The following is a 26355-nucleotide window of genomic DNA, read 5'->3' as shown; positions in this document are numbered from 1 at the left end:
CGGAGCTACAAATGGAATTCGTCGCCGCCATCCAGGCCAACACCGCGCTGACCATCGGCATCATCTTCGGCCTCGCCGCCCTCGGCACCGCCATCGGCTTCGGCCTGCTCGGCGGCAAGTTCCTGGAAGGCGCTGCCCGCCAGCCGGAACTCGCCAACCAGCTGCAGACCAAGATGTTCATCATCGCCGGCCTGCTGGACGCCGTGTCCATCATCGGCGTGGCCATGGGTCTGCTGATGATGTTCGCGAACCCGCTGCTGTCGGTCGTCAAGTAAGCCTCTTAGCCTCTCGGAGCCCACGCCATGCAGGCGAGCATTCCGTCCATCGTCGGCCAGATGATCGTGTTCGCGATCTTCGTCTGGTTCACGATGAAGTTCGTATGGCCGCCGATCACCAAGGCGATGGAAGAACGCCGCGCCAAGATCGCCGACGGCCTCGCCGCCGCCGAGAAAGGTGCGCAGGCCCTCAAGGCCGCGTCCTCCAAGGCCGATGACGAGCTGAAGGTCGCGCGTACCCAGGCTCAGGACATCCTGAGCACGGCGAACAAGCAGGCCACCCAGCTGATCGAGCAGGCCAAGGCCGCGGCCACCGCCGAAGCGGACCGCATCAAGGCCAACGCCGCTGCCGATGTCGAGCGTCAGGTGAGCCAGGCCAAGGACGCGCTGCGCAAGCAGGTCGGCGAACTGGCCGTGCTCGGCGCCGCCAAGATCCTCAAGCGCGAGATCGACGCCAAGGCGCACGCCGAAGTGCTCGGCGACCTCGCCGCCCGCGTTTAAGGACAGGCTAAAGCCATGGCTGAACTCAGCACGCTGGCCCGCCCTTACGCCAAGGCCGTGTTCGAGATGGCGCGCGACGGCAATGCCTTCGCCGCCTGGTCCCGGCAGCTTGCCGCGCTGGCCGAAGCGGTGGCCCAGCCGCAGGTCGCCGCAGTGCTCGGCCATCCGGCGCTGACGCGCGCCGCGCTGGCTGGTCTGGTGACCTCGGTTGCTGGCAGTGCTCTCGACGCCCAGGGCGTGGCCCTGGTTCGTCTGCTTGCCGACAACGGCAAGCTGGCGGCGGTGCCGGAACTGCGTCAGCAGTTCGAGCAGCTGCGCGCCGAGTGCGAGAGCCGCGCCGCGGTGGCGATCACCACCGCCGTGCCGGTCGCCGATGCCCAGCAGCAGGCCTTGTCGCAGGCGGTGGCCAAGCGCTTGCAGCGCGCGGTCGAGATCACCTGGGACATCGACGAAACCCTGATTGCCGGCGCCCTGATCCGCGCCGGCGATCTGGTCATCGACGGTTCCGCACGCGGCGAACTTGAGCGTCTGTCCATCCAGCTGTCGCGCCCCTGACTAATTCCTGTCTGATCCGTCGTGTTGTCTTGTTGACGAGAAGAATCCCATGCAACTGAACCCCTCCGAAATCAGCGACCTCATCAAGGCCCGCATCCAGAATTACGATGCGAACGCCGAGGCCCGCAACACCGGCACGATCGTCTCGCTGCAGGACGGCATCGTGCGCGTGCACGGCCTGTCCGACGCCATGCAGGGCGAAATGCTGGAGTTCCCCGGCAACACCTTCGGCCTCGCGCTGAACCTCGAGCGTGACTCGGTGGGCGCGGTGATCCTGGGTGACTACAAGCACCTCGCCGAAGGCGATACCGTCAAGACCACCGGCCGCATCCTCGAAGTGCCGGTCGGCAAGGCGCTGCTCGGTCGCGTCGTCGACGCGCTCGGCAACCCGATCGACGGCAAGGGCCCGATTGCCGCCACCGAGACCTCGCCGGTCGAGAAGGTCGCGCCGGGCGTGATCTGGCGCAAGTCGGTGGACCAGCCGGTGCAGACCGGCCTGAAGTCGATCGACTCGATGATCCCGGTCGGCCGTGGCCAGCGCGAGCTGATCATCGGCGACCGCCAGACCGGCAAGACCGCCGTCGCCATCGACGCCATCATCAACCAGAAGGGCACCGGCGTTTACTGCGTCTACGTCGCCATCGGCCAGAAGGCCAGCTCGATCGCCAACGTGGTGCGCAAGCTCGAAGAGTACGGTGCCATGGACCACACCATCGTGGTCGCCGCCTCCGCCTCCGAAGCCGCCGCGCTGCAGTTCATCGCCCCGTACTCCGGCTGCGCGATGGGCGAGTACTTCCGCGACAACGGCATGGACGCGCTGATCGTCTATGACGATCTGTCCAAGCAGGCCGTTGCCTACCGCCAGGTGTCGCTGCTGCTGAAGCGCCCTCCGGGCCGCGAAGCCTACCCCGGCGACGTGTTCTATCTCCACAGCCGTCTGCTGGAGCGCGCCGCGCGCGTCAACGCCGAGTACGTCGAGAAGTACACCAACGGCGCGGTCAAGGGTAAGACCGGCTCGCTCACCGCGCTGCCGATCATCGAAACCCAGGGCGGTGACGTTTCCGCCTTCGTGCCGACCAACGTGATCTCGATCACCGACGGCCAGATCTTCCTGGAAACCGATCTGTTCAACGCCGGTGTCCGCCCCGCCATCAACGCCGGTATCTCGGTGTCGCGCGTCGGTGGTGCCGCCCAGACCAAGATCATCAAGAAGCTCGGCGGCGGTGTCCGTCTGGCGCTGGCGCAGTACCGTGAACTCGCGGCCTTCGCCCAGTTTGCCTCCGACCTCGACGAAGCCACCCGCAAGCAGCTCGAACGCGGCACCCGCGTGATGGAGCTGATGAAGCAGAAGCAGTACTCGCCGCTGTCGGTGGCCGAGATGGGCTTCTCGCTGTACGCGGCGGAAAAGGGCTTCCTCGACGATGTGCCGGTGGCCAAGATCGGTGCCTTCGAGTCCGGTCTGCACCAGTACGCGGCGGCCAACCACAAGGCGCTGCTCGACAAGATCAACGAGAAGGGCGACTTCAGCGACGAGATCGAGGCCGGCATCAAGGCGGCGATCATCGCGTTCAAGAAGACCTTCGCCTAAGGCCTACCAGGACTAAGACCCCGTGGCCGGCCTAAAAGAAATCCGCACCAAGATCAAAAGCGTTAAGAGCACGCAGAAGATCACGCGGGCGATGGAAAAGGTGGCGACCAGCAAGATGCGCAAAGCGCAGAACCGCATGGCCGCGGCCCGCCCCTACGCCGAAAAGCTGCGTCGCACCATCGGTCACTTAGCGCTCGCCAACACGGACTACAAGCATCCGTTCATGGTCGAGCGCCCGGTGAAGAAGGTCGCGATCCTGGTGGTGTCGACCGACCGCGGCCTTTGCGGCGGCCTCAACATCAACCTGTTCCGCGCCGTCGTCCGCGCCACCAAGGAGTGGAAGGACAAGGGTGCGACGGTCAGCTACGCGGTGGTTGGCGCCAAGGGCATCGGCTTCTTCAAGCGGGTCGGCGGCGAAGTGCTGGCGGAAACCAGCAAGCTCGGCGAAACCCCGCATCTGGAGCAGCTGATCGGCACCATCAAGGTGCTGCTCGACGCCTACCAGGCCGGTGAGGTGGATCGCGTGATCCTCGCCACCAACCTGTTCGTCAACACGATGAGCCAAAAGCCGACGCTGAGCCAGCTGCTGCCGCTGGAAGCGCACAAGAGCGAAGGCCTGCTGGACAGCTGGGACTACATCTACGAGCCCAGTGCCGAAGGTCTGATGGAATACGTGCTGACCCGCTATGTCGAGTCGCAGGTGTACCAGGGCGTGATCGAGAACTGCGCATCCGAGCAGGCCTCGCGCATGGTGGCCATGAAGGCGGCCACCGACAACGCCGGCAAGATCATCAACAGCCTGCAGCTGGCCTACAACAAGGCGCGGCAGGCGGCGATCACCAAAGAAATCTCCGAAATCGTCGGCGGCGCCGCGGCGGTCTAAACAGACAGTATCTGAGCATCAAGGAATACAAGATGAGCACCGGCAAAATCGTCCAAATCATCGGCTCGGTCGTCGACGTGGAGTTCCCGCGCGACTCGATCCCGAAAATCTATGACGCGCTCACCATCGACGGTGTGGCGCTGGTGCTGGAAGTGCAGCAGCAGCTGGGCGACGGCGTGGTCCGCACCATCGCCATGGGCGCCTCCGAAGGCCTGCGCCGCGGCACCGCCGTGAACAACACCGGCGCGCCGCTGTCGGTGCCGGTCGGCAAGGGCACCCTGGGCCGCATCATGAACGTGCTCGGCGAGCCGATCGACGAGGCCGGCCCGGTTAAGTCCGACGTGCAGTGGCCGATCCACCGCAAGGCCCCGAGCTACGAAGACCAGTCAGGCTCCACCGAGCTCTTGGAAACCGGCATCAAGGTTATCGACCTGCTCTGCCCGTTCGCCAAGGGCGGCAAGGTCGGCCTGTTCGGCGGTGCCGGCGTCGGCAAGACCGTCAACATGCTCGAGCTGATCAACAACATCGCCAAGGAGCACTCGGGTTTGTCGGTGTTCGCCGGCGTCGGTGAGCGTACCCGCGAAGGCAACGACTTCTACCACGAAATGGCCGATTCCAAGGTCATCGACCTGGAGAACCTGCCGGAGTCGAAGGTGGCCCTGGTGTATGGCCAGATGAACGAACCGCCGGGCAACCGTCTGCGCGTCGCGCTGACCGGCCTGACCATGGCCGAGTACTTCCGTGACGAAGGCCGCGACGTGCTGTTCTTCGTCGACAACATCTACCGCTACACCCTTGCCGGTACCGAGGTGTCCGCGCTGCTCGGCCGTATGCCGTCGGCGGTGGGCTACCAGCCGACCCTGGCTGAGGAAATGGGCGTGCTGCAGGAGCGCATCACCTCCACCAAGGCCGGCTCGATCACCTCCGTGCAGGCCGTCTACGTGCCCGCGGACGACCTCACCGACCCCTCGCCGGCCACCACCTTCGCGCACTTGGACGCGACTGTCGTGCTCTCGCGTGACATCGCCTCGCTCGGTATCTACCCGGCCGTCGACCCGCTCGACTCCACCAGCCGCCAGCTCGATCCCAACGTGATCGGTGCCGAGCACTACCAGACCGCCCGCGATGTGCAGGGCGTGCTGCAGCGCTACAAGGAGCTGAAGGACATCATCGCCATCCTCGGCATGGACGAGCTCTCGGAAGAAGACAAGAAGGTCGTCTACCGCGCCCGCAAGATCCAGCGCTTCCTGTCGCAGCCCTTCCACGTTGCCGAAGTGTTCACCGGCTCGCCCGGCAAGTACGTCTCGCTCAAGGAGACCATCCGCGGCTTCCGCGGCATCGTCGCCGGCGAGTACGACCACCTGCCCGAGCAGGCCTTCTACATGGTTGGCTCCATCGACGAAGCCGTCGAAAAAGCCAAGAAGATCTAAGGCCCAAGCCGCACTCCCGCCATGTCCAACATCCACGTCGACATCGTCTCTGCCGAAGGCAACATCTACTCCGGCGAAGCGACCATGGTGTTCGCGCCGGCGGAGATGGGCGAGGTGGGCATCGCCCCCCGCCACGCTCCGCTGATCACCCGCATCAAGCCCGGCACCGTGCGGGTGAAGACTGCTGACGAGGAGCTACCGTTCTTCGTTGGCGGCGGCATCCTGGAAGTGCAGCCGCATCTGGTGACGGTGATGGCCGACACCGCGCTGCGTGCCAAGGACGCCGACGAGGCCGCGGCGCTGGCTGCCAAGACCTCCGCCGAGGAGCGTCTGGCCGGTGCCAAGACCGACATCGACATCGCCCGCGTGCAGGCGGAGCTGATCGAGGCGGCGGCGCGTCTGAAGTTTGTGCAGGACCTCAAGAAGACCTCCCGCTAAACCGGAGTTGGTCCCTGAAAGCCGCGCTCAGCGCGGCTTTTTTGTGCCCGGCCGTTGGCGCCGTCCACTGCCGCCGCCGGTCGCAGGCGCGCGGGACGGCATGAGGCCTGCGGTAGCGTTCAGTGCATTGACGGCGGTGCGGAATCGGGGGGCAAATGTTTGCAGCAGCTAGCAGGTGGATTTCCGGCGCGGCCGCGGTCCCCGCCGTGGGAGCGGAAGCCGCCGGCCTCATCGGAACCGGCCTTTTGGATCGCGGTGAGTCAGCGCGCTTTCTGACCCAGACCACCTTTGGCCCCACCCGGGCCGAGATTGACCGGGTAGCACTGATCGGTCGTGACCTCTGGCTACTGGAACAGCTCGGCAAGACGCCGACCCTGCATCTGCCTCGATTCCAGGCACTGCAGGCGAGTTTTAGTGATGACCGGGATGCCCGTCACGCTGCTTGGTGGGAAATATCCCTCACCGCACCGGACCAACTGCGGCAGCGCATCGCCTTCGCGCTCTCGGAGATTCTGGTGGTGTCCGAGGATGATGGTCAGCTGACCAACCGACCGATGCAGTTGGCAGCCTACTATGACCTGCTGCTGCGCAATGCCTTTGGAAACTATCGCAGCTTGATGGAAGAGGTCGCGCTATCGCCGGCCATGGGGCTGTTCCTCAGTCACCTTGGCAACGACAAATCGGATTCGGTCTCTGGCCGTCGACCCGACGAGAACTTTGCCCGCGAAATGATGCAGCTGTTTTGCCTGGGCCTCTGGCAACTCAATCGTGATGGCAGTGCCAAACTCGACGCCCGCGGCGAGCAGATTCCCACCTATGACCAGGCGCTGATCGAGGAGTACGCCCGGGTCTACACCGGCTGGACCTGGGCACATCGAGCGCAGTTCGGTCGCAGCTCGCGGCAGGAAGATGAAACCGACGCGCCAATGAAGGCGTTCGCAGAGCATCATGACTCCGGCACCAAGACCCTGATCAATGGCACCGTGCTGCCCGCTGGGCAGACTCCCGAGCAGGACTTGAAGATGGCGCTGGACAGCCTATTCCAGCACGCCAATCTGCCGCCCTTCATCGCCCGTCAGTTGATCATCAAGCTGGTCACCAGCAACCCCTCGCCAGCTTTCATCGATCGGATTGCCCGGGTGTTCGAGAACAACGGCTTGGGTGTGCGCGGCGACCTCGGCAGCGTGGTTGCCGCCATCTTCCTGGATCCAGAGGCAAGGCTGGGCTTCCTTTCCGACGCAACGGTCTATGGCAAGCTCAAAGAGCCTCTGCTGCGTCTGTCGCAGTTGCTGCGCGCCTTCGACGCGCGCAGTCGCAGCGGCCTCTATGGGGTTGGGCGCACTCAGGCCGCGCTGGGCCAGCAGCCCTTGGCCGCGCCTAGCGTATTCAATTTCTTCAGCCCAAATTTTCAGCAGCCTGGGGCGATTCATGATGGTGGCTACTACTCGCCCGAGTTCCAGCTGCAGACCGAAACTCAGGGCATCCTCATCATCGATTTCCTGGCCAAGAGAATCCAGTTGTCGTCCGGCAACGCGACCGACAACGCCCCGGTGCTGGACCTGAGCTCATTGGTTGCTCTGGCCGCCGATGCCGATGCCCTGCTCGATGACCTCAATGTGCTGTTGCTGGGTGGTCGCATGAGTACAGGGCTGCGCGAACTGGCACGCACAGCCATCGAGCTGACGCCGGATGGCGGCGATGAAAGCTCGCGTCTGCGGCGTGCCCGGAGTGGCCTGACCTTCATTGTGGTTTCACCCGAATACGCGGTGCAGCGTTAAGGCCGCCCGGAGCCACCATGAGCAAACAAACGCGCAGGGATTTCCTCACCATTACCTTACCCGCCGCAGCAACGCTGGCCGGTGGGCTCGCCGCCTGTGGCGGCGATTCTGGTGGCGCCGAGGTTGTGGTGCCACCGGCGACCCCACCTGACCCGGTCCCGCCAACCCCCGAGGACTACAAGGCCTTGGTCGCAATATTTCTGCTTGGCGGCAACGATGCCTACAACACCTTTGTGCCTTCCGAGGGCAGCCCCTACAACGAATACTCCAAGGTTCGCCAGGAACTGGCGCTGCCGCAGACTCAGTTGCTGGAGTTGGGGCTTGCCAACAATGGTGTGCGCTTCGGTGCGCATCCGGCACTGACCGAGATACAGGCCCTGTATCGCCGGAACCGAGTGGCCATGCTGGCCAATACTGGTCCGCTGGTGGCACCGCTGGCCGATGCCCAGGTCCATACCGGGCTCGTCCCGCCACGGCTGTTTTCCCACAATGACCAAAGGGACCAATGGCAGAAGACAGCCGCCGGATCGCTTGAATCCTTGGGCTGGGCTGGCCGCGCTGCCGACCTGTTGGCGCAAACCCTGCCGGGGCAGCAGCTGCCAATCGGCATAAGCTACAACGGCGCCAATCTGCTGCAGGTTGGTCGCAGCCAAGTGGGATTTTCACTCAACACCGGTGGCCCGGTTGAGGCTGACTTCCTGCGCGCCAGCCTTGCTACTCGCTCGCTCTATGACCAACTGCTCGCGGCGCCGCAGGCGCATCTGTTTGCCCGCGAGTACGCCAGCGGCCAACAGCGTGGCCAAATCTACAACGCCCGCATGGCTGGCGCGCTCGCCGGTGCACCCGTCAGCACGGTGAGCTTCGCCAACGACCGCCTGGGGCAGCAGTTAGCTGCGGTTGCCAAGCTGATCTCGGTACGCGCCAACCTGGGTGTTAAGCGGCAGATTTTCTACGTCGGCATGGGGGGCTTCGACACCCATGCCGACCAGCTTGATCGACACCACGGCCTACTGCGCTCGCTCAGCCAGAACCTCGACAGTTTCTATCGCGCCACTGAGGCTCTGGGCTTGGCCGGCAACGTCACAACTTTCACCGTATCCGACTTTGGGCGCAGCCTGACAATCAACGGCGACGGCACTGATCATGGCTGGGGCAGCCACCACCTGATTATGGGGGGCGCGGTGCGCGGTGGCCGCTTCTACGGCCAGATGCCGGATCTGGCGCTGGGCGCCAGCCGCGACTATGCCGGCGGCCGCTTCGCGCCCACGACCTCGGTCGATGAGTACGGCTCCACGCTGCTGCGCTGGTTCGGCATCCCGGCCAGCGAGATGGCGGCGGTGTTCCCCAATATCGGTCGCTTCGCCACCCCCGATCTCGGCTTTTTAAGCTGAGTTTCCATGAGTACGGGGCGAAGGATGCGAAAAGCCCGGTGCTATCCTTGCGCGCCCGTCGGTTGGGAGTGCGCTATGTGAAGGTCACGCGCGCCGCGTCCGGTCGCCGGGGACATCCGCAAACCCGATCTGGAGCCTTCCGATGAGCGCAGCACTGCATTGCATCGTCCTTGCCGCAGGGCAGGGCACGCGAATGAAAAGTGCGCTGCCCAAGGTGCTGCATCCGGTCGGCGGCAAGCCCATGCTTGCCCATGTGCTGGACGCGGTGCATGGCGCCGGTGCCGTGGGCTGCCATGTCGTCTACGGTCACGGCGGCGAGCAGGTGCAGGCCTGGTGCGCCAAGACCTATCCGCGTGACCGCAGCCTGCACTGGGCGCTGCAAGCGCAGCAGCTGGGCACCGGGCACGCGGTTTCACAGGCCATCCCGCAGGTGCCGGACACCGCGACCGTGCTGATCGCCTATGGCGACGTGCCGCTGATCCGCAGCGAGACCCTGGCGAGGCTGGCCGCCGCTGGCGCCGAAGGTCTCGCCATCGCCACGGTCGAACTGGCCGAGCCCAGAGGTTATGGTCGCATCCTGCGCGACGCCCAGGGCCAGGTGAGCGGTATCGTCGAAGAGAACGACGCCAGTGAGGCGCAGCGCGCCATCCGCGAGGTCAACACCGGCCTGATGGCGGCGCCAGCGCGGCTGCTCAAGCCTTGGTTGGCGGCGCTGCGCAACGACAACGCCAAGGGCGAGTACTACCTCACCGACGTGGTCGGCTTCGCGGTCGCCGCTGGCCTGCCGGTACGGGTGGTGGGTGTCGCCGATGCCGAGGAGGTGGAAGGCGTCAACGACCGCCTGCAGCTGGCCCGCCAGGAGCGCGTCTACCAGCGTCGCCAGGCCGAGGCCTTGATGCGCGAGGGTGTCGCCTTCGCCGACCCCGCGCGCTTCGACCTGCGCGGCTCGCTGCGGGTGGGTCGCGATGTGCACATCGACGTCGGGGTGGTGATCGAGGGCGACTGCCAGTTCGCCGATGGCGTCAGCATCGGCCCCTACTGCGTGCTCAAGAACGTGCGGCTCGGCGCCGGCAGCCAGGTGCTCGCGCACTCGGTGCTGGAAGGCCTCGACGCCGGCCAGCATTGCCGCATCGGCCCGTTCTCGCGGGTGCGGCCCGAGACGCGCTTCGCCGACGAGGTGCACATCGGCAATTTCGTCGAGGTGAAGAAGGGCGAGCTGGGGTCCGGCACCAAGGCCGGGCATCTCGCCTACATCGGCGACGCCATGGTCGGCGCGCGGGTCAACATCTCGGCCGGCGTCATCACCTGCAACTACGACGGCACCAACAAGCACACCACGGTGATCGGCGACGACGCCTTCATCGGCACCGACAGCCAGCTGGTGGCGCCGGTCACCATCGAGCGCGGCGCCTATGTCGCCGCCGGCTCCACCATCACCAAGACCGCGCCGGCCGACAGCCTCACCATCTGCCGCGCGCGCGAGCAGAAGAGCATTGCCGGGTGGAAGAAGCCGGTGAAGAGCAAGAAGTAGGTAGCTGCGTTCTGGTTGCGCGACGGACGGCCTTGCAGGCGATTCGGCGGGGCCGCGGCGCGCGCTTCTACAGGCGGCCGGGAATCAGAGTGGTTGATCGGCCGCGCAGTTGATTCCGAGGGGCTGCGTCGGGGGCGCTGCTGCGCGGCGCTCGCATCGATCTCGCTGCCGCAGGCGGCCTTACCCCCAGTTCTTCCAAGGCTTGTCCGGTAGCGGCTTGTCTTCTGGTTCGGGCTCCGGTGCCACCGTCGGCTCGTCGGGAGGCAGAGGAGTGGAGGTTTCGGACTTGGGCTCGGCGCCCGATACGGGCGGGCTGCCCGCAGCCGGCGCTTGCAGGCCCTTGCGCAGCTCGCGGCCCACCGCCTTGTTGAGGCCGGCGATGGCGCCGTAGATGCCCTCACTGATCGCGTCGTGCAAGCCACGCACCGCCTTGACCGGCTGGCGCGCGCCGGGGATGGCCTCCAGCACACTGAACGGAATGTCGGCGATGCCCTTGTGGACTTCGCGGACCAAGGCGGTGCCGGTGGCCACCGCATGCTCGGTGAGCTGCTGGCTTTCGCGCAATTGCTCCAGTCCGGCGATGCGCGCCGCCTGTTCCTGGCCGGCGGCCTCGGCGCGGTGCAGGGCGGCTTTCAGGCTGAGCAGGGTCTTGCGCAACTGCCAGGCGTAATAGGCGGTGGCGACCAGCAGCAGGGCCAGCACCGCCAGCAGCGACAGCAGGCCTTCAATCGACATAGTGGGTCACCTGCGCGCGCACGCCCTGCTCTTCGAGTTGCCGAGCCACTTCCTCGGCGGCCTTCGCGTAGACGATGCGCTCGATCATCTTCGGCGCCAGCTTCGCCACCGCGCCGGCCCAGGGCGACTCCCTGGCCGCCAGCTCATAGGTGTTGAGGATCTCGATGGCGATGCGCGCGCCCGAGGCGGCTTCCGCCACGGTCACCGGCTCGCCGTCCAGTTCCGCGCGCAGCGCCAGCAGCTGGCGGTTGAGCCGTACCAGGGCAAACAGCAGCAGCGCCGCCAGCAGCAAGGCGGCGGAGAGGACGATCCCTACCCAAAGTGACATACCTACTCCCGGCGAGCCTGGCGTTGGCTGCCTATAAAATAGCGCCTTGAGCCTGCAGGCAGGCGCCCTAAAGGATTACCCCATGTGCGGCATCGTCGGCGCGGTTGCGCAGCGCAATGTCACTCCAGTTCTCATCGAGGGCCTAAAGCGCCTGGAATACCGTGGCTACGACTCCGCCGGCGTGGCAGTGATCGCCGACGGCCGCCTGCAGCTGGCGCGTGCGGTGGGCAAGGTAGCGGAACTCGAAGCGATGCTGGCGAGAGCGCCCAAGCCGGGAACCACCGGCATCTGCCACACCCGCTGGGCCACCCACGGCGTGCCGGCCGAGCGCAACTCGCATCCGCATGTCTCCACCGACGTCGCGGTGGTGCACAACGGCATCATCGAAAACCACGAGGAACTGCGCGAGGAGTTGGCCGCGCTCGGTTACCAGTTCCAGTCCGAGACCGACACCGAGGTGGTCGCGCACCTGGTGCAACACTACATCGACGGCGGCATGAGCCTGCGCGAGGCCATGCTCGCTACCGTCAGGCGCATCACCGGCGCCTACGCGCTGGCGGTGATTTCGGCCAAGGAGCCGGGCCGCATGCTGCTGGCGCGGCGCGGCAGTCCGCTGTGCATCGGCATCGGTGTGGGCGAGAACTTCGCCGCCTCCGATGCCACCGCCCTGGTGTCGGTGACCAGCCGCATCGTCTACCTCGACGAAGGCGACCTCGGCGAGATCACCACCGAGGGCTACGCGGTGTTCGACCGCGAGGGCCGCGCGGTGATCCGCAAGGAGCATCTCTCCAACCTGAGTGCCGGCGCCGTCGACAAGGGCGAGTACCGGCACTTCATGGCCAAGGAGATCTTCGAGCAGCCCACCGCGCTCGCCAACACGCTGGAAGGCCGCATCAGCGGCGGCCGCGTGCTCGAAGCCTGCCTGGGACCGCGCGCCGGCGAGCTGCTGGCGCGGGTCAAGCGCGTGCGCCTGGTTGCCTGCGGCACTTCCGCGCACGCCGGCCTGGTAGCCCAGTACTGGATCGAGCAGATCGCCAAGCTGCCCTGCCGCGTCGAGCTGGCCAGCGAGTTCCGCTACCGCGATCCGGTGATCGAGCCGGATACCCTGTTCATCAGCATCAGCCAGTCCGGCGAGACCGCCGACACCCTGGAGGCGCTGCGCCACGCCAAAACCAAGCAGCTCGCCGCCAGCCTGGTGATCTGCAACGCGCCGGAATCCAGCCTGGTGCGCGAGAGCGACATCGCGCTGATGACCCACGCCGGGCCTGAGCGCAGCGTCGCCAGCACCAAGGCCTTCACCACCCAGTTGATGGCGCTGGCGCTGGTGATGCTGCTGCTGGCGCGCCGCAACGGCCTCTCCGAAGAGCAGGAACGCCGCTACGTGAAGAGCCTGGAAGCCGCCGCCCGCCAGGTCGGCGAGGTGCTCAAGGAAGACGCCGTGCTGCAGAAGCTCGCCGAGCGCCTGATGCACCAGCAGAACGCCTTGTTCCTCGGCCGCGGCCCGATGTGCGCGGTGGCGATGGAAGGCGCGCTCAAGCTCAAGGAAATCTCCTACATCCACGCCGAGGCCTACGCCGCCGGCGAACTCAAGCACGGCCCGCTGGCGCTGGTTGACGAGCACATGCCGGTGATCGCCGTCGCACCTGACGGCCACCTGCTGGAAAAGGTGAAGAGCAATCTGCAGGAAGTGAAGGCGCGCGGCGGCGAGCTCTACGTGTTCGCCGACCGCGAGGCCGGCTTCAAGAGCGAGCCCGGCGTCACTGTCATCGGCATGCCGCACGCCGACGAGCTGACCGACCCCATCGTCTACACCGTGCCGCTACAGCTCTTGGCCTACCACGTTGCCGTGCTCAAGGGCACCGACGTCGATCAGCCACGCAACCTCGCCAAGTCGGTGACGGTGGAATAGGGCGGGGCTGCACGCCGCCGCTGCATCCCATGAAGAAGGCAAGAGCAGCGAAGCCCAAGTCCGCTTCCGGCCGCGGGCTGGACCTGCCCCTGTTCTGCGGCTGGGACGGGGAAACTCTGGTCGTGAACATACTCGGGACGCCGAGCGCCAAGCAGGATGCCATCGGCAAGGTGAAGGGGAATCAGCTCCGGGTGAGCGTCACCGCCGCACCGGTCGCCGGCAAGGCGACCGACCACATGGTCAAATTCCTCGCCGAGGAGTTCGAAACCCAGGCTGCCGACATCACCGTGGTGTTCGGTCGCTACAACGTCAACAAGCAATTGCGGATCAGAGCGCCGCGGAGATTGCCGCCGGTGGTGGCAAACGCGCTTTCAGAGCCCAAGAAAGCCTGAGAGCTAGCGCCAAGGGGGCGGTGGCTCTCAAGAGCCGCGAAATGCGCGCAGGCGTCGCGCGTTCTGGCGTTGCCCCAAAGGCGAGGCGCAGGGCGTTGACGGCGATCCAAGCTGAGGATCGCCGTGGGCTTGCAGCTGGCCGGATGCCGGGCCTCGCGAACTTACTCGCCGCCCGGGGTGGGCTCGGTCGGAGCGGGGTCGCTGTTGGCGCCCATACCCATACCCATGCCCTTACCTCTGCCCATGCCTTGGCACTTCATGTCCATCATCTTCATCATCATGCCCATGTGCTGATCCATCTGCTCCATGTGCTCCTGCATCAGCCGCAGACGCTCCTTGTCGGTTTTCGCGGCCTTCATCTTCCGCATGTGTTCCTGCATCTGCGATTGATGCTCCTTCATCATCGGCATGTTCATCATGCCCATCTCGTCTTGCCCCATTTCGCCCTTGCCCATGTCGGCAGCTTGTGCGGAAAGGGATAGCAGCAGGCCCGTAGTCAGGGCCAGGCACAGCTTCTGGGTGGTTTTCATCTTTGGGTCCTCCGTTGTGTACTGGGTTCTGCAGGCGCGTGTGGCTACTGCTTGCGAGCGATCGGCTCTAGCTGTCGACGCGCAAACGCCAGCCGGAGCCATGGTCTTCATCGTTGCCGCGTCAGCCTCAGGCCGTTGACCACCACCAGCAGGCTGGCGCCCATGTCGGCGAACACCGCCATCCACATCGAGGCGTTGTCGAACAGGGCGAGCAGCAGAAACAGCAGCTTGATGCCCAGCGCCAGGCCGATGTTCTGCCAGAGCACGGTATGTGTGCGTTGCGACAGCCGGATGGTCTCGGGCAGACGGCGCAGATCGTCGTTCATCACCAAGACGTCGGCCGCTTCCATCGCGGCATGGGTGCCGGCGGCGCCCATGGCAAAGCCGATATCGGCCTTGGCCAGGGCCGGCGCATCGTTGATGCCGTCGCCAGCCATGGCGGTCATGCCGTAGCGCTGTTGCAGCTCGGCGATGGCGTCGAGCTTGTCTTCGGGCAGCAGATTGGCGCGCAGCTCGGTGATGCCGGCCTGCGCTGCCACCGTGCGCGCGGTGGCGAGGTTGTCGCCGGTCAGCATCACCGGCGTCACCCGCAGCGACTGGAGTTCGGTCACCGCCAGCTGCGAGGAGGGCTTGATGGTGTCGGCCACCGCGCAGATCGCGAGCACCTGCTGGCCATCGGCAAGCAGGCTGACCGTGCGGCCCGCCTCCTCGTGGATTTTCAGCCGGGCTTCCAGCGCAGTGGAGCATTGCCCGCGATCCTCGATCCAGCGGTGGTTGGCGAGCGCGTAGTCATGGCCGGCGATACGCCCGGCGACGCCGCGTCCGGCCAGCGCCTGAAAGCCGTCGACCGCGAGGGTTGGCTCCGGCAGGCCGGCGGCGATGGCAGCGGACACCGGATGATCGGAACGCGCCGCCAGGCTCTTGGCCAGCTGCCGCAAGGCGGTGGCGTCGGCCCCGGTGGCGAAGACTTCAAACGCCACCAGACGCGGCTTGCCCTCGGTGATGGTGCCGGTCTTGTCGAGCGCGACCGCCCGGATGTTGCGTGCGTTTTCCAGATACACGCCGCCCTTGATGAGTATGCCGCGGCGCGCCGCCGTCGCCAGGCCGCTGACCACCGTGACCGGAGTGGAGATCACCAGCGCGCAAGGACAGGCGATCACCAGCAGCACCAGCGCCTTGTACAGCGCCTGCGGCCAGCTCCAGCCGATCAGCCAGGGCGCGAGCAGCGCCACCGCCAGGGCCAGCGCGAACACCGTCGGCGTATAGACCGTCGCGAAGCGATCGACGAAACGCTGCGTCGGTGCTCTCATCGCCTGCGCCTCTTCGACGGCGTGGATGATGCGTGCCAGGCTGCTCTCCGAAGCCGTCGCCGTCACCCGGATTTCCAGGGCGGCGGTCTGGTTGATGCTGCCGGCGTAGACGGCGTCGCCCGGTGATTTTTCCACCGACAGGCTCTCGCCGGTGACCGGCGACTGGTCGACCGCGCTCTGGCCCCGGAGCACCGCGCCGTCCAGCGGCAGCCGCTCACCGGGCCTGACCCGCACCACGCCACCCACCGTCACCGCATGCACCGGCAGCCGCAGCCAGCTGCCGTCCGCCTGTGCCAGCTCGGCGACTTCCGGCGCCAGCGCCATGAGGCTCTTGATGGCATTGCGCGCCCGGTCGACGGCGCGCGCTTCTATGGTCTCGGCAAGGGCGTAGAGCGCCATCACCATGGCCGCCTCCGGCCACTGGCCGATCAGGAAGGCGCCGGTGACGGCAACGGTCATCAGCGCATTGATGTTCAACCGACCATGGCGCAAGGCCGCCAGGCCCTTGCCGTAGACCGAGTGGCCGGCGAGCACGATGGCCAGCGCGGCGAGCGCCATGCCGGGCAGTTGCAGCAGTAGTTCGCTGGCCGGATTCAGCACCGACAGCAGTTCGGCGACGGCCGCCAAGGCCAGGGCGGCGAGCAATCGGCCCCAGTGCTCCCAATGGCTGGCCGCGGTCGCTGTCGGCGCCTCGGCGGGCAGCACCTCCGGCTGGAAGCCGGCCTTGCGGATCGCCGCCAACGCCGCCACCCGCGTCGGCTCGTCGGCCTCGATGCTCAGCTGCCGGGCGCGCAGGTCAAAGTCCAGATGGCGGACGCCGGGCAGCTTATCCAGAGCCAGACGTATCTCGGCCACCTCGGCGGCGCAGTCCAGGTTGGCGATGCGGTAGCGCACGGCGCCCGGCGCTATCGCTACAGGCGGTGCCGGCGGTTCGGCGTCGTCGGCGCAGGCGCAGCCGGGTGCCAAGGCGGTGAGCTGCGCGCCAGTGAGTAGCGTCGTCGTCAGGCGCGGCTGATCCAGGGCGGCCCGTGCGGGTCGCCGCGTCGCAAGGCAGTCAGCGGGCGGTATAGCCGCCATCGATCACCAACTCGGTGCCGGTGACGAACTTCGCCTCGTCGCTCGCCAGGTACACCGCGCCCCAGGCGATGTCGTCGGGCTCGCCCATATGGCCCAGCGGGTGCAGGGCGGCGGTGGCCTGGCGCGCGGCCTCGGCGTCTTCGGCGCCTTTCAGAAGGCCCTCCACCATCGGCGTCCAGATGAAGCCGGGGTGGATGGAGTTCACCCGGATGCGGTCGGGCGCATAGAGCAGGGCGTCGGTCTTGGTCATCATCCGCACCGCGCCCTTGGAGGCGTGGTAGGGCGGCACATCGGGCGCGCTGATCAGCCCGTAGATCGACGACAGATTGATGATGCTGCCGCCGCCGGCCTTCTGCAGATGCGGGATGGCGTGTTTGGTGCAGAAGAACACGCCCTTCACGTTGATGCCCATCACCCGGTCCCACTCCGCCTCGCTGATCTCGTGCGTGGGTTTGTTGATGCCGGCGATGCCGGCATTGTTGACCAGCACGTCGAGCCGGCCGAAGTGCTTGGTCGCCTGGTGGATGACCTTCTGCACCTCGGCCTCGCTGGCGACATCGCAATGCCAGTAGCGGGCGCGCAGGCCACGCGCCACCAGTTCCGCGACGAACTGCCGGCCGGGCTTGTCGAGCACATCGAGCACCGCCACCGAGGCGCCTTCCTCGCACATGCGCAGCACCGTGGCGCGGCCCAGGCCAACGGCGCCGCCGGTGACCACCGCCACCTTGTTGCTCAATCGGCCCATCGCGGTTCTCCGTTTTGTCTGACTCAAGGGGGCGGGCAGGGCGCCGGTGCCTGTGGGCAGACTGCGGGCCAGCGCTCGGGTGGGCATTGACCTGGGTCAAGACCGCCGGCGCCGGTGCGTGCGCTACTGTCCCGGCCAGCCAGCAGCGCCGTGGGAGACGGATCGACATGGACCACCAGCAGCAGATCGAGGTGATGAGCGGCGTGGATCGCGCCTGGCTGGAGATGGACTCGCCGAACAATCCCATGGTGGTCAACGCCCTGATCGACTTCGCGCCGCCGCTCAACCCGGAGGCGCTGCGCGCCGAGCTGCTCACCCGGCTGCTGCGCTACCCGCGCTTTCGCCAGCGCGCCGACGATCAGCATTCGCCGCCGCGCTGGGTGGAAGACCCCGAGCTGCTCAGCGACTACCACGCCCATGTCGAGCCGCCCGAGCGCTGGCGGCCGGACGGCGATCTGGCGGCGGCGGTGGCGCAGCAGATCAACCAGCCGCTGGACCGCGCCCTGCCGCTGTGGCGGCTGTTCCTCTACCCGCGCGCCGATGGCGGCCTCACCGTACTGGTGCGTGTGCATCACGCCATCGCCGACGGCATCGCCCTGGTGCAGATGCTGATAGCGCTCACCGACTCCGGCCAGCGCGCCGCCGCCAAGACGCCGCTGGTGCAGCTGGAGCACGGCCGGCACGGACCGCTGGCCGGGCTGATCGCGCGTCTGGATGCGCTCAACCGCACCGCCGAAAAGCTGATCGACTTCGGCCGCGAGGATCTGCACCACCCCGGCCGCATCCCCGCCCAGTTGCGCGAACTGCGCGGACTCGTCACCAGCACCGGCCGGGTGCTGATGCTGCCGCAGGACAATCCCCAAGCCCTGCGCCGGCCGCTCAGCGGCCGGCGGGCGGTTGCCTGGACCAGCGCCATCGCCCTGGCACCGGTGCGCCGTTACGCGCGCGCCCAGGGAGTGAAAGTCAACGACGTGTTCCTGGCCGCAGTGACCACTGCGTTCGCGCGGTACCTGGACGAAGCGGGCGCGCCGCCGAGGGCGCGGCAGAACCTGCGGGTGTCGGTGCCGGTGAACCTGCGGCCGGCCACGGCCGGTGATCTCGGCAACTGCTTCGGCCTGGTGCTGGTCGATCTGCCGCTGGGCCAGAGCGACCGCCGCAAGCGTCTGGCCCTGGTCGCCGAGCGCATGGCCGAACTCAAGCATTCCCCCACCGCGCGCAGCGTGCTGCTGGCGCTGGCGGCGGCCGGGCATCTGCCGGTGCCGCTGGAGAAGCGTCTGGTTGCCAGCGTCGCCGGCAAGTCGGTGGCGGTGGTGTCGAACCTGCGCGGGCCGGAGCAGCCGCTGCGGATCGCCGGGGTGCCGCTGCGCGAGCTGGTGTTCTGGCCGCCGCAGGCAGGCGGCATCGGCGTCGGTGTGAGCCTGTTCAGCTACCGGCGGCGGGTCAGCGTCGGCATTTCCGCCGACCAGGCCTTGCTGGCGCAGCCGGCGCGCTGGCTGGAGCTGTTCCAGGACGAACTGGCGGCGATGCTGTCGCCACTGCCGCGCAAGCCGGTAGCGGCCAAGGCCAAGCCGCGTCGCGCCGCCGCCGGAGTCAGTCCCAGAACCGCCGCAAGCCGGCGCCGTGCAGGCGCAGGCCCTTGATCTCCGCCAGCTGCTGCTCGGCGGCGGCGGCACAGCGCCGGCCCAGTTGCAGGCGCAGGGTCCGTGTCGCCGGCGCGGTCGGCCGCAGCGCACGCAGGCGCTGTTCGGCGACGTGCAGATCGTGCAGCCGCCCGAGTTGATCCTGTAGCTGCTTGAGCCGCGCCAGATAGCGCGCCGCCGCCTTGCCCGAGTAGTAGGGCGCCAGCAGCTCCACCCGGTAGCGCTGCGCCTTGAGCCGCAGCCGCAGCTGGTGCAGGGCTTCCGGATCATCGCGCTCCAGCCGGCGGGCGCGGCGCCGCAGCCGCCGGTGCTGACGGCCCAACACCGCAGCCGCCGCCGGCCGCAGATCGCTGTCCTCGGCCGCCGCGCAGGCCAGCAGGTAGCGCTCCAGCGCCAGCAGCAGCGGCAGATGGCCGTGGCCGCGCAGCGCGTCGGCGCCGTGGCGGCGGGCGACGGCCTCCTGCTGGCGGGCTTCGGCCAGCAGCGCCTGGCAGGCCGCATCTTCGCTGCCGACGAGCAGCGTCGGCAGGGTCTCGGCGAGCAGCACCTGCCAGTCACGCGCCGGCCCGGTGGCGCGCAGCAGGGCGCGCAGGGCGCGCTGCAGCGGCCGCCATTCCGGCTCCGGCAGGCGCTCGTGGCCGAGCGAGATCAGCGCGCGCAGCCGCCGGCAGGCGATCCGCAGGCGGTGCAGACCCTTGGCGGCGTCAGCCGCGTCTGGCGCGCGCGCCGCCTGCGTCGCCGCCAGCAGTTCTTCCGCTGCGCTGGCGGCCAGCGCCGACAGCTTCGGCACCACCGACTGCGAGTGTTCCGGCTTACTTTTGCTCATCGCTAGCGACTCCCTCGGGGCGTATCAGCACCAGCCAATGCGAGCTCAGGTTGATCGCCAGGGCCAGGATCGCCGGCCCCAGGAACAGGCCGATCAAACCGAATGCCGCCAGCCCGCCGAGCACCCCCAGCAGGGTGACCACGAAGGGCAGGTGCGAGCCGCGGCTGATCAGGAACGGCTTCACCACGTTGTCGACGGTGCTGATACAGAGCATGCCGTAGATCACCATGAACACCGCCCAGCCGGTGTCGCCCTGGCGGAACAGCCAGAGCGAGGCACCGCCCCAGATCAGCGGCGGGCCGATCGGCACCATCGACAGCAGGAAGGTGGCCGCGCCCAGCAGCAGCGGCGCCGGCACCCCGGCGATGCTGAAGCCGAGCACCGCCACCATCGCCTGCGCCATGGCGGTGCCGGCGATGGCGACCATCACGCTGACCACGGTGTTGCGGGCGGTGGCGAGCAGCTCCGGCCCCAGGCTGCCGCCGATGCGGCTGGACAGCCGGTACAGGCGCTCGGCCAGGCGATCGCCCTCGACGTAGAGGTAGTACAGCACCAGAAGCGCCAGGGCGATCTGCAAGAGGCCGTTGCCGGCGGCGCGGCCGGAATTCAGCGCCAGACCGCGCAGGGTCTCGGCGAGATAGCCGGCGGTGCCGCTGGCGAGCAGCTCGCCGCGCCCGAACTGCTGCCAGGTGTCGAGTAGCCAGGGGCCGAGCAGGGGGGTGGTTGCCAGCCAGTCCGGCAGTGGCGGCAGGCCGCCGCTGCTCCAGTCATCGTAGAGCGCCAGGAGCCAGGCCAGGGCGTCGCCGATAGAGGCGGCGATCAGGGCCGCCGGCACCATCACCAGGGCGGTCACCACCACGCAGGCGAGCAGGGCGCTGCTGCGCTCGCGGCCAGCCAGGCGTCGGCGCAGCCAGTGGTACTGCGGCCGGGTGGAGACCGCGATCACCGCCGCGAACAGGATCGCCGAGAAGAACGGCCGCAGCACCAGCCAGCAGCCGACCGCCAGCAGCAGCGCCACCGCCAGCCGCAGCAGCGATTCAAACTGCAATAGCGGCGGCGCGGACGGCGGTTCGGCAGCGGACATGCACACTCCCTGATGACGAGCGGGGCCGGCGGCGTGCCGCGACGGCTGCGTTGGACTATGGGCGCGAACCCGGTGGCCTACATTGACCGGGCGCGGAAGCCGGAGCAAGCCGGGCCGCCGGTGGCGGGCAGGGCGGATGCGCGTCGGCTGCCGCCGGTTCCGCCGCCGCCTTGCTGGCGGTGCGGGCCGTGCCATTGCCGGCCGGCTTAGGCGACCAGGCGGGTCGCTCTGGCAAGCCGGAATCGATCACCACCAGCAGCCGCCCCGGCCAGGGCGTGGGTTCGCGGTCGGGGCGCAGCAGCCAGCGCGGCTTGGGCTCCTCGGCGCGCGGCTCGTAGTCGGCGTCGAGCAGGCCGTAGTGGTCGAGAAAGCGGTTGAGCGTGGCGGGGATGCGCACGCAGCCCTTGGACTGCGCCGTGCCCAGCCGCGGCTCCAGATAGCGCGGGTCGGTGGCGTGCAGAACCAGCCGCATGAGGCTGCTGCCGCCGGCGCCCCAGCCGCGTTGCGCCAGCTGCCAGCCAAAGTCGTAGACGCGCAGCCCCTGCTCGCCATAGCCCAAGATGCCGAGCTTGTTCTCGGTGCCCTCGGAGCGGTGGTCGAAATTGGCGGGGCTGTGCACGAACACGCCGGTGGGGGTGAGGAAGTGCTCGTACTCGCCGGGCTTGCCGGTGGACACCGGCGCGGCGCCGATCAGTGCCGGCTCGCCCAGTTCGGAGAGCCACCACAGCATTGCCGCCTGCACCTCTGGATCGCGGTCCACCAGCAGCAGGTACTGCGCGCGCAAATCTGCGTAGCCGGCCTGATCCAGGGCCGCGCGCAGGCTCAGCGCGTAGCGCGCCTGTGCCTCGGCCGGCAGTTCCAGCCGGCGATCCACCTCGGCCTGGTAGCGCTCGCGCAACCACAGGCCGGAGTCGCCCTGCGGCTCGGCGGCGTGGCTGGCAGCGTTACCGGCGAGCAGCGCGGCGAGCCCGGCCCAGCGCAGGCCGCGCCGCAGTCTGCCGCCCATATGCCGGACCGGGCTTGAGGTTCAGAGCGCGTCGGGCAGCAGGCTGCGCAGTTCCTCCACTGTGTGTTCGGTGACGTCCTTGTCGACGCTGCCGGCGATCAGCGCGCTGGTGGCTTCGTCCAGGTGCTGGCGCAGCAGGCCGAGAAAGCCGGGTTCGGCGATCAGATACAGCTTGTTGAGCGCGCCGCCCTGACGGGCCTGGCGCAGCCGCTGGCTGATCACTTCGGCGAAGCGCTCGGCGGCGTGCTCCTTGGGGGTCTCGTGCTGGCCCAACGCACGCGAAGAGCCGCCGCGGCCCTTGACCACGCGGCCGGGGCGGTCGCTGGCCAGGGCCTGCTCGGGCTGGCGCGCGGCCGGGTTGAGAAAGGCCTGCACCTCCTGCAACGGCGCGCCGGGTACCGGGGCGCAGAACAGGCGGGCACGGCCGTGATCGGCGGCCACCACCCAGGTGGCGCCACGGTTCAGGGGATGGGCGGTGGGGCGGGTCATGGCGGTTTACTCCGTAGGGCCTAGCAACCAGCCTCGCAGCCCCGGCCGCGCCCGACACTGACCCTGGTCAATCCGCCCGCCGCCGCGACCACGGCCGGCCCGGCGATACTCTTGCCCCGGACCCGCTCCCCACCGTCACCCCAAAAGCCGTCATGCGCCCAGGCCAGACCCGCAAGCAGACGCCGCCCTCGGCCACCGACGGGCAGCGGCACTGGCATGCGCTGCCGGCCCACGAGGCGCTGGACGCGGTGCAGTCCGACGCCGATGGCGGCCTGAGCCCCGAAGCGGTGCGTGAGCGCTTGCAGCGCTACGGCGCCAACGCCCTGCCGGAGACCGCGCCACGCTCGCTGCTGGCGGTGTTCTTCGGGCAGTTCCGCAATCCGCTGATCTATCTGCTGCTGGCGGCGGCGGCGCTGGCCCTGGGGCTGGGGCATGGCAGCGATGCGGCGGTGATCGTCGCCGTGGTGCTGCTCAATGCCCTGATCGGCGCTTTTCAGGAAGGCCGCGCCGCCCGCGCGCTGGCGGCCCTGCGCAAGCTCGCCGGGCGCCAGGCGCGGGTTCTGCGTGGCGGCGTCGAGCAGCGCATCGCCGCGCAGGAGCTGGTGCCCGGCGACATCCTGGTGCTGGATGCCGGCGACGCGGTTGCCGCCGACGCCCGCCTGCTCGACGGCGCCGCCATCCAGATCGCCGAGGCGGCGCTCACCGGCGAGTCGCTGCCGGTGGCCAAGCACCTGCTGCCGCTGGCGCCCGACACCCCGCTCGCCGACCGCCGCAACATGGTCTACGCCGGCACCCATGTCACCGCCGGCCGGGCGCGCGCGGTGGTGGTCGCCACCGGCGGCGCTACCGAGATCGGCCACATCGCCGCGCTGGCCGAGGCCGCGGTGCGGCCGAAGACGCCGCTGGAGCAGCGCATCGCCGAATTCGGCCGCGCGCTGATCGGCGTCGCGGTGCTGCTGTTCCTGGTCATCAACCTGATCGGCTACTGGCAGGGCCTGCCGTTCGACCAGATCCTGATGATCGCCATCAGCCAGGTGGTGGGCATGATCCCCGAGGGTCTGCCGGTGGCGATGACCATCGCCCTGGCGGTGGGCGTGCAGCGCATGGCGCGCCGCCAGGTGGTGGTGCGGCGGCTGGCGGCGGTGGAATCGCTGGGCTCGACCACGGTGATCTGCAGCGACAAGACCGGCACCCTCACCCGCAACGAGATGACGGTCACCGCCATCCTGCTCGCCGATGGCCGCGCGCTGAGCGTGAGCGGCGCCGGCTATGCCCCGGAGGGCGCGTTCAGCAACGGCGAGGGCCTGCTCGACCCCGCCAGCCACGCCGACCTCCAGCGGCTGCTGGAAGCCGGCCTGCTCTGCAACGACGCCAATCTGCAGGGGCCGGCCGATGGCGAGACCCGCTGGCTGCCGGTCGGCGATCCCACCGAGGTGGCGCTGGTCACGCTCGCCATCAAGGGCGGCCTGGTGCCTGCGGAGCTGCGTCGGCAGCGGCCAAGGCGTGCGGAGATTCCCTTCGACGCCGCCGTGCAGATGATGGCCACCCAGCACCAGACTCCGAGCGGCAGCCAGGTGCTGCTCAAGGGCGCGCCGGAAGTGCTGCTCGCGCTCTGCGCCAGCATCCAGTGCGAGGGCCACGAAACTGCGCTCGACGCGGCGCACCGTCAGGCCCTGCTCGACGCCGCGCAAGGCCTGGCCGCGCGCGGCCTGCGCCTGCTTGCCTTCGGGGTGGTCGAGGGCGGCGAGATCGAGGGCGGCCGGGGCTACGGCGCGTTCGCGGGTCGCGTCCGCCTGCTCGGCCTCACCGGCCAGACCGACCCGCCGCGGCCGGAGGTGAAAGAGGCGGTGGCGCTATGCCGCGCGGCCGGCATCCGGCCGGTGATGGTTACCGGCGATCACCGCGCCACCGCGCTGGCGGTGGCGCAAGAGCTGGGCATCGCCAGGCCCAGCGACGCGGTGATCGAGGGCCGCGAGCTGGAGCAGTGGAGCGAGGCCGAGCTGGCCGAGCGCATCGATGGCGTGGCGGTGTTCGCGCGCGTGCATCCGGCGCAGAAGCTGCGCATCGTCGGCGCCTACCAGCGCCGCCAGGAGGTGGTGGCGATGACCGGCGACGGCGTCAACGACGCGCCGGCCCTGGTGCAGGCCGATGTCGGCGTGGCCATGGGCATCACCGGCACCGAGGTCGCCAAGGAGGCGGCGAAGATCGTCATCAGCGACGACAACTTCGCCAGCATCGTCGCCGCGGTGGAAGAAGGCCGCGTCGTCTACCGCAACATCAAGAAGGTGGTGCTGCACCAGTTCTCCACCTCGGTGGCGGAGGTGCTGATCCTGCTGCTGGCGACCCTGCTCGGGTATCCGCCGCCGTTCGTGGCGGTGCAGATCCTCTGGAACAACCTGGTGACCGAGGGCATCGTCACCATCAATCTGATCATGGAACCGGCCGAGGGCGACGAGATGCGCCAACGGCCGATCGCGCGCGACGAGCCCTTGCTGTCGCGCCTGCTGCTGACCCGCATCGCCTTCATGGTGCCGGCGATGGTGCTGTCCACCCTGGGCTGGTTCATCTGGCGGACGGCGGCGGGCATCCCGGCCGAGCAGGTGCGCACCGAGGCTTTCACCCTGCTGGTGATCTGCGAGTGGTTCAACGTGCTCAACTGCCGCTCGGAGACGCGCTCGGCGCTGCACTTCGACCGGCTGCGCAATCCCTGGCTGCTTGGCGGCCTGCTCGCCGGCGCGGCGCTACAGGGCCTGGTGGTGTACTGGCCGCCGCTGGGCCAGTTTTTCTACACCGTGCCCTTCGGCCTCGCCGACCTGGCGATGCTGGTCGCGGTCGGCAGCCTGGTGCTGTGGGTGGAGGAGCTGCGCAAGCTGGTGCTGCGCTCTCGCGAGCGCCGCCGTGACGGCGGAGTAAGGGCGTGATCTATCTGCTGGTGTTTCTGCTCAGCGGCGCGGTGGTGGTGGCCGCCGGCACCGCGCTGGCCCGGCACGCCGATGCCATCGCCGAGGCGACCCGCATCGGCCGGCTGTGGGTGGGCTCGGTGCTTCTCGCCGGCGCGACCTCCTTGCCGGAGCTGACCACCGACCTCGCCGCCGTGCGGCTGGGCGCGCCCGATCTCGCGGTTGGCGATCTGTTCGGCTCCAGCCTCGCCAACATGCTGATCCTGGCGCTGCTCGACTTGATGCCGCCGCGTGGTCAGGTGCTGCGCAATGCCGGTGCCGGCCACGTGCTCGCCGCCAGCCTGGCGATCAGCCTCAACGCGCTGGCGGCGGTACTGGTGCTGGTGGGGCTGGAATCCTCGTTCCTGTGGATAGGCCCTGGCTCGCTGCTGCTGTTCTGCGCCTACCTGGCGGGCACCCGTGCGACTTATCTGCAAGCCGTCAACGGTCATGGCGTGGTCGCGGCCGAGACCGCTGCTCCACGGTCGAGACTGCGGCCGGCCTTGTACGGTTTTGCCGCCGCGGCGTTGTGGGTGCTGCTGGCGGCGCCGGCCTTCGCCTGGTCGGCCAAGGGCATCGCCGAGATCAGCGGGCTGGGCAATACCTTTGTCGGCACCTGGCTGGTCGGTCTGGCCACTTCGCTGCCGGAACTCGCCGCCTCGCTGGCAGCGGTGCGACTCGGCGCGCTGGATCTTGCGGTGGGCAATCTGTTTGGCTCCAACGCCTTCAACATGGCGATCTTCCTGCCGCTGGATCTGGCGCAGCCGGGCAATCTGTTCGCGGCGATCGACCGTGGTCATGCGCTGACCGGGCTGTTCGCGGTGCTGCTGACCAGCCTGGGCCTCGCCGCCATCGTCTATCGCGTCAAGGGGCGCTACCAGATGCTGGAGCCGGGCAGTGTGCTGATGGTGCTGGCCTATTTCGGCGCGCTCTGGACGCTCTACCGGCACACCGCCGGCGGTTGATCGTCAGGCG

24 protein-coding genes are annotated in these 26355 nt (G+C 68.3%); 15 read left to right on the top strand and 9 right to left on the bottom strand.

The features are described from left to right. Positions 1–11: 11 nt before the first annotated feature. The 10 genes from atpE (at position 12) to glmU (ending at position 10370) form a co-directional block, all read left to right on the top strand. Positions 12–275 (top strand): F0F1 ATP synthase subunit C, encoded by a 264-nt coding sequence (atpE, locus tag AC3WT6_RS11680; protein WP_123212379.1) that lies wholly within the window; start codon positions 12–14, stop codon positions 273–275. Between the two features lie 27 nt (positions 276–302). Then, on the top strand, positions 303–776 hold the full coding sequence (locus tag AC3WT6_RS11675) for a F0F1 ATP synthase subunit B (RefSeq protein ID WP_492653746.1): 474 nt from the start codon (positions 303–305) through the stop codon (positions 774–776). 15 nt (positions 777–791) lie between these two features. Beyond that, positions 792–1331: a F0F1 ATP synthase subunit delta gene (locus AC3WT6_RS11670; RefSeq protein ID WP_492653745.1), complete on the top strand. Its 540-nt coding sequence runs from the start codon at positions 792–794 to the stop codon at positions 1329–1331. A gap of 49 nt (positions 1332–1380) precedes the next feature. Continuing rightward, positions 1381–2919 carry a F0F1 ATP synthase subunit alpha gene (gene atpA, locus AC3WT6_RS11665; RefSeq protein ID WP_492653744.1) on the top strand — a complete coding sequence of 513 codons (1539 nt, stop codon included), beginning with the start codon at positions 1381–1383 and terminating at the stop codon, positions 2917–2919. Positions 2920–2941: 22 nt separating this feature from the next. After that, on the top strand, positions 2942–3802 hold the full coding sequence (gene atpG / locus AC3WT6_RS11660) for a F0F1 ATP synthase subunit gamma (RefSeq protein ID WP_492653743.1): 861 nt from the start codon (positions 2942–2944) through the stop codon (positions 3800–3802). Between the two features lie 32 nt (positions 3803–3834). After that, positions 3835–5232, top strand: a complete 1398-nt coding sequence (atpD, locus tag AC3WT6_RS11655; RefSeq protein WP_492653742.1) for a F0F1 ATP synthase subunit beta — start codon at positions 3835–3837, stop codon at positions 5230–5232. 21 nt (positions 5233–5253) lie between these two features. Beyond that, positions 5254–5670, top strand: a complete 417-nt coding sequence (locus tag AC3WT6_RS11650; RefSeq protein ID WP_492653741.1) for a F0F1 ATP synthase subunit epsilon — start codon at positions 5254–5256, stop codon at positions 5668–5670. Between the two features lie 155 nt (positions 5671–5825). Next, entirely contained in the window at positions 5826–7448 is a 1623-nt protein-coding gene (locus AC3WT6_RS11645) for a DUF1800 domain-containing protein (protein WP_492653740.1), read from the top strand. Between the two features lie 17 nt (positions 7449–7465). Then, positions 7466–8839, top strand: a complete 1374-nt coding sequence (locus tag AC3WT6_RS11640; protein WP_492653739.1) for a DUF1501 domain-containing protein — start codon at positions 7466–7468, stop codon at positions 8837–8839. Between the two features lie 142 nt (positions 8840–8981). After that, positions 8982–10370 carry a bifunctional UDP-N-acetylglucosamine diphosphorylase/glucosamine-1-phosphate N-acetyltransferase GlmU gene (gene glmU, locus AC3WT6_RS11635; protein WP_492653738.1) on the top strand — a complete coding sequence of 463 codons (1389 nt, stop codon included), beginning with the start codon at positions 8982–8984 and terminating at the stop codon, positions 10368–10370. 180 nt (positions 10371–10550) lie between these two features. On the opposite strand, the gene AC3WT6_RS11630 is transcribed toward glmU, so the two are convergent. Together AC3WT6_RS11630 and AC3WT6_RS11625 are read right to left on the bottom strand one after the other, a co-directional pair. Beyond that, positions 10551–11105: a hypothetical protein gene (locus AC3WT6_RS11630; protein WP_492653737.1), complete on the bottom strand. Its 555-nt coding sequence runs from the start codon at positions 11103–11105 to the stop codon at positions 10551–10553. Further along, complete coding sequence (locus tag AC3WT6_RS11625; RefSeq protein WP_492653736.1) at positions 11095–11433, bottom strand: hypothetical protein; 339 nt, start codon at positions 11431–11433, stop codon at positions 11095–11097. Before AC3WT6_RS11625 ends, AC3WT6_RS11630 begins: the two co-directional genes overlap by 11 nt. Before the next feature lie 82 nt (positions 11434–11515). Between AC3WT6_RS11625 and glmS the strand changes: the two genes are divergently transcribed. Beyond that, a complete protein-coding gene (gene glmS, locus AC3WT6_RS11620) occupies positions 11516–13342 on the top strand; it encodes a glutamine--fructose-6-phosphate transaminase (isomerizing) (RefSeq protein WP_492653735.1) in 1827 nt (608 codons plus the stop codon). Positions 13343–13371: 29 nt separating this feature from the next. After that, entirely contained in the window at positions 13372–13734 is a 363-nt protein-coding gene (locus AC3WT6_RS11615) for a DUF167 domain-containing protein (protein WP_492653734.1), read from the top strand. 161 nt (positions 13735–13895) lie between these two features. Here the strand turns inward: AC3WT6_RS11615 and AC3WT6_RS11610 are convergent, their stop codons facing one another. The 3 genes from AC3WT6_RS11610 to AC3WT6_RS11600 all read right to left on the bottom strand — a co-directional run bounded on the left by AC3WT6_RS11610 (position 13896) and on the right by AC3WT6_RS11600 (position 17396). Beyond that, positions 13896–14264: a hypothetical protein gene (locus AC3WT6_RS11610; RefSeq protein WP_492653733.1), complete on the bottom strand. Its 369-nt coding sequence runs from the start codon at positions 14262–14264 to the stop codon at positions 13896–13898. Positions 14265–14371: 107 nt separating this feature from the next. Continuing rightward, entirely contained in the window at positions 14372–16651 is a 2280-nt protein-coding gene (locus AC3WT6_RS11605) for a heavy metal translocating P-type ATPase (protein WP_492653732.1), read from the bottom strand. Then, positions 16629–17396 (bottom strand): SDR family NAD(P)-dependent oxidoreductase, encoded by a 768-nt coding sequence (locus tag AC3WT6_RS11600; RefSeq protein ID WP_492653731.1) that lies wholly within the window; start codon positions 17394–17396, stop codon positions 16629–16631. The genes AC3WT6_RS11605 and AC3WT6_RS11600 overlap by 23 nt, the downstream gene beginning before the upstream one ends. Positions 17397–17563: 167 nt before the next feature. Between AC3WT6_RS11600 and AC3WT6_RS11595 the strand changes: the two genes are divergently transcribed. Next, positions 17564–19036: a WS/DGAT domain-containing protein gene (locus AC3WT6_RS11595; RefSeq protein WP_492653730.1), complete on the top strand. Its 1473-nt coding sequence runs from the start codon at positions 17564–17566 to the stop codon at positions 19034–19036. On the opposite strand, the gene AC3WT6_RS11590 is transcribed toward AC3WT6_RS11595, so the two are convergent. Genes AC3WT6_RS11590 through AC3WT6_RS11575 form a run of 4 tightly spaced genes read right to left on the bottom strand, consistent with a single transcriptional unit; the run spans position 18987 to position 22441 of the window. Beyond that, on the bottom strand, positions 18987–19862 hold the full coding sequence (locus AC3WT6_RS11590) for a CHAD domain-containing protein (RefSeq protein ID WP_492653729.1): 876 nt from the start codon (positions 19860–19862) through the stop codon (positions 18987–18989). The genes AC3WT6_RS11595 and AC3WT6_RS11590 overlap by 50 nt on opposite strands. Continuing rightward, positions 19849–20946, bottom strand: coding sequence for an AI-2E family transporter (locus AC3WT6_RS11585; RefSeq protein WP_492653728.1), 1098 nt, complete (start codon positions 20944–20946; stop codon positions 19849–19851). Before AC3WT6_RS11585 ends, AC3WT6_RS11590 begins: the two co-directional genes overlap by 14 nt. A gap of 55 nt (positions 20947–21001) precedes the next feature. After that, positions 21002–21952 (bottom strand): L,D-transpeptidase, encoded by a 951-nt coding sequence (locus AC3WT6_RS11580; protein WP_492653727.1) that lies wholly within the window; start codon positions 21950–21952, stop codon positions 21002–21004. Positions 21953–21973: 21 nt separating this feature from the next. Beyond that, the gene (locus tag AC3WT6_RS11575; RefSeq protein WP_492653726.1) at positions 21974–22441 is read right to left on the bottom strand and encodes a host attachment protein; all 468 of its coding nucleotides are present in this window, start codon (positions 22439–22441) and stop codon (positions 21974–21976) included. Between the two features lie 152 nt (positions 22442–22593). Here AC3WT6_RS11575 and AC3WT6_RS11570 point away from each other — a divergent pair, with 152 nt between their 5' ends. Together AC3WT6_RS11570 and AC3WT6_RS11565 are read left to right on the top strand one after the other, a co-directional pair. After that, the gene (locus AC3WT6_RS11570; protein WP_492653725.1) at positions 22594–25362 is read left to right on the top strand and encodes a cation-translocating P-type ATPase; all 2769 of its coding nucleotides are present in this window, start codon (positions 22594–22596) and stop codon (positions 25360–25362) included. Then, complete coding sequence (locus AC3WT6_RS11565) at positions 25359–26345, top strand: sodium:calcium antiporter (RefSeq protein WP_492653724.1); 987 nt, start codon at positions 25359–25361, stop codon at positions 26343–26345. The genes AC3WT6_RS11570 and AC3WT6_RS11565 overlap by 4 nt, the downstream gene beginning before the upstream one ends. Positions 26346–26355 lie beyond the last annotated feature (10 nt).

The organism is Stagnimonas sp. FW305-C-60, assembly GCF_058782965.1.
Note: the sequence above shows the minus strand (reverse complement) of the source record. Positions and strands in the feature narration are given on the sequence as shown.

Excerpts from the sequence above, each read along its gene's own strand:
- AC3WT6_RS11610 (WP_492653733.1), bottom strand. The coding sequence starts at position 14,264 with ATGAAAACCACCCAGAAGCTGTGCCTGGCCCTGACTACGGGCCTGCTG.
- AC3WT6_RS11595 (WP_492653730.1), top strand. The coding sequence starts at position 17,564 with ATGGACCACCAGCAGCAGATCGAGGTGATGAGCGGCGTGGATCGCGCC.
- AC3WT6_RS11630 (WP_492653737.1), bottom strand. The coding sequence starts at position 11,105 with ATGTCGATTGAAGGCCTGCTGTCGCTGCTGGCGGTGCTGGCCCTGCTG.
- AC3WT6_RS11625 (WP_492653736.1), bottom strand. The coding sequence starts at position 11,433 with ATGTCACTTTGGGTAGGGATCGTCCTCTCCGCCGCCTTGCTGCTGGCG.
- AC3WT6_RS11570 (WP_492653725.1), top strand. The coding sequence starts at position 22,594 with ATGCGCCCAGGCCAGACCCGCAAGCAGACGCCGCCCTCGGCCACCGAC.
- AC3WT6_RS11600 (WP_492653731.1), bottom strand. The coding sequence starts at position 17,396 with ATGGGCCGATTGAGCAACAAGGTGGCGGTGGTCACCGGCGGCGCCGTT.
- glmU (WP_492653738.1), top strand. The coding sequence starts at position 8,982 with ATGAGCGCAGCACTGCATTGCATCGTCCTTGCCGCAGGGCAGGGCACG.
- AC3WT6_RS11645 (WP_492653740.1), top strand. The coding sequence starts at position 5,826 with ATGTTTGCAGCAGCTAGCAGGTGGATTTCCGGCGCGGCCGCGGTCCCC.
- AC3WT6_RS11650 (WP_492653741.1), top strand. The coding sequence starts at position 5,254 with ATGTCCAACATCCACGTCGACATCGTCTCTGCCGAAGGCAACATCTAC.
- atpE (WP_123212379.1), top strand. The coding sequence starts at position 12 with ATGGAATTCGTCGCCGCCATCCAGGCCAACACCGCGCTGACCATCGGC.
- AC3WT6_RS11605 (WP_492653732.1), bottom strand. The coding sequence starts at position 16,651 with ATGGCGGCTATACCGCCCGCTGACTGCCTTGCGACGCGGCGACCCGCA.
- AC3WT6_RS11615 (WP_492653734.1), top strand. The coding sequence starts at position 13,372 with ATGAAGAAGGCAAGAGCAGCGAAGCCCAAGTCCGCTTCCGGCCGCGGG.
- atpA (WP_492653744.1), top strand. The coding sequence starts at position 1,381 with ATGCAACTGAACCCCTCCGAAATCAGCGACCTCATCAAGGCCCGCATC.
- atpD (WP_492653742.1), top strand. The coding sequence starts at position 3,835 with ATGAGCACCGGCAAAATCGTCCAAATCATCGGCTCGGTCGTCGACGTG.
- AC3WT6_RS11675 (WP_492653746.1), top strand. The coding sequence starts at position 303 with ATGCAGGCGAGCATTCCGTCCATCGTCGGCCAGATGATCGTGTTCGCG.
- glmS (WP_492653735.1), top strand. The coding sequence starts at position 11,516 with ATGTGCGGCATCGTCGGCGCGGTTGCGCAGCGCAATGTCACTCCAGTT.
- AC3WT6_RS11670 (WP_492653745.1), top strand. The coding sequence starts at position 792 with ATGGCTGAACTCAGCACGCTGGCCCGCCCTTACGCCAAGGCCGTGTTC.
- AC3WT6_RS11580 (WP_492653727.1), bottom strand. The coding sequence starts at position 21,952 with ATGGGCGGCAGACTGCGGCGCGGCCTGCGCTGGGCCGGGCTCGCCGCG.
- AC3WT6_RS11575 (WP_492653726.1), bottom strand. The coding sequence starts at position 22,441 with ATGACCCGCCCCACCGCCCATCCCCTGAACCGTGGCGCCACCTGGGTG.
- AC3WT6_RS11640 (WP_492653739.1), top strand. The coding sequence starts at position 7,466 with ATGAGCAAACAAACGCGCAGGGATTTCCTCACCATTACCTTACCCGCC.
- AC3WT6_RS11585 (WP_492653728.1), bottom strand. The coding sequence starts at position 20,946 with ATGTCCGCTGCCGAACCGCCGTCCGCGCCGCCGCTATTGCAGTTTGAA.
- AC3WT6_RS11590 (WP_492653729.1), bottom strand. The coding sequence starts at position 19,862 with ATGAGCAAAAGTAAGCCGGAACACTCGCAGTCGGTGGTGCCGAAGCTG.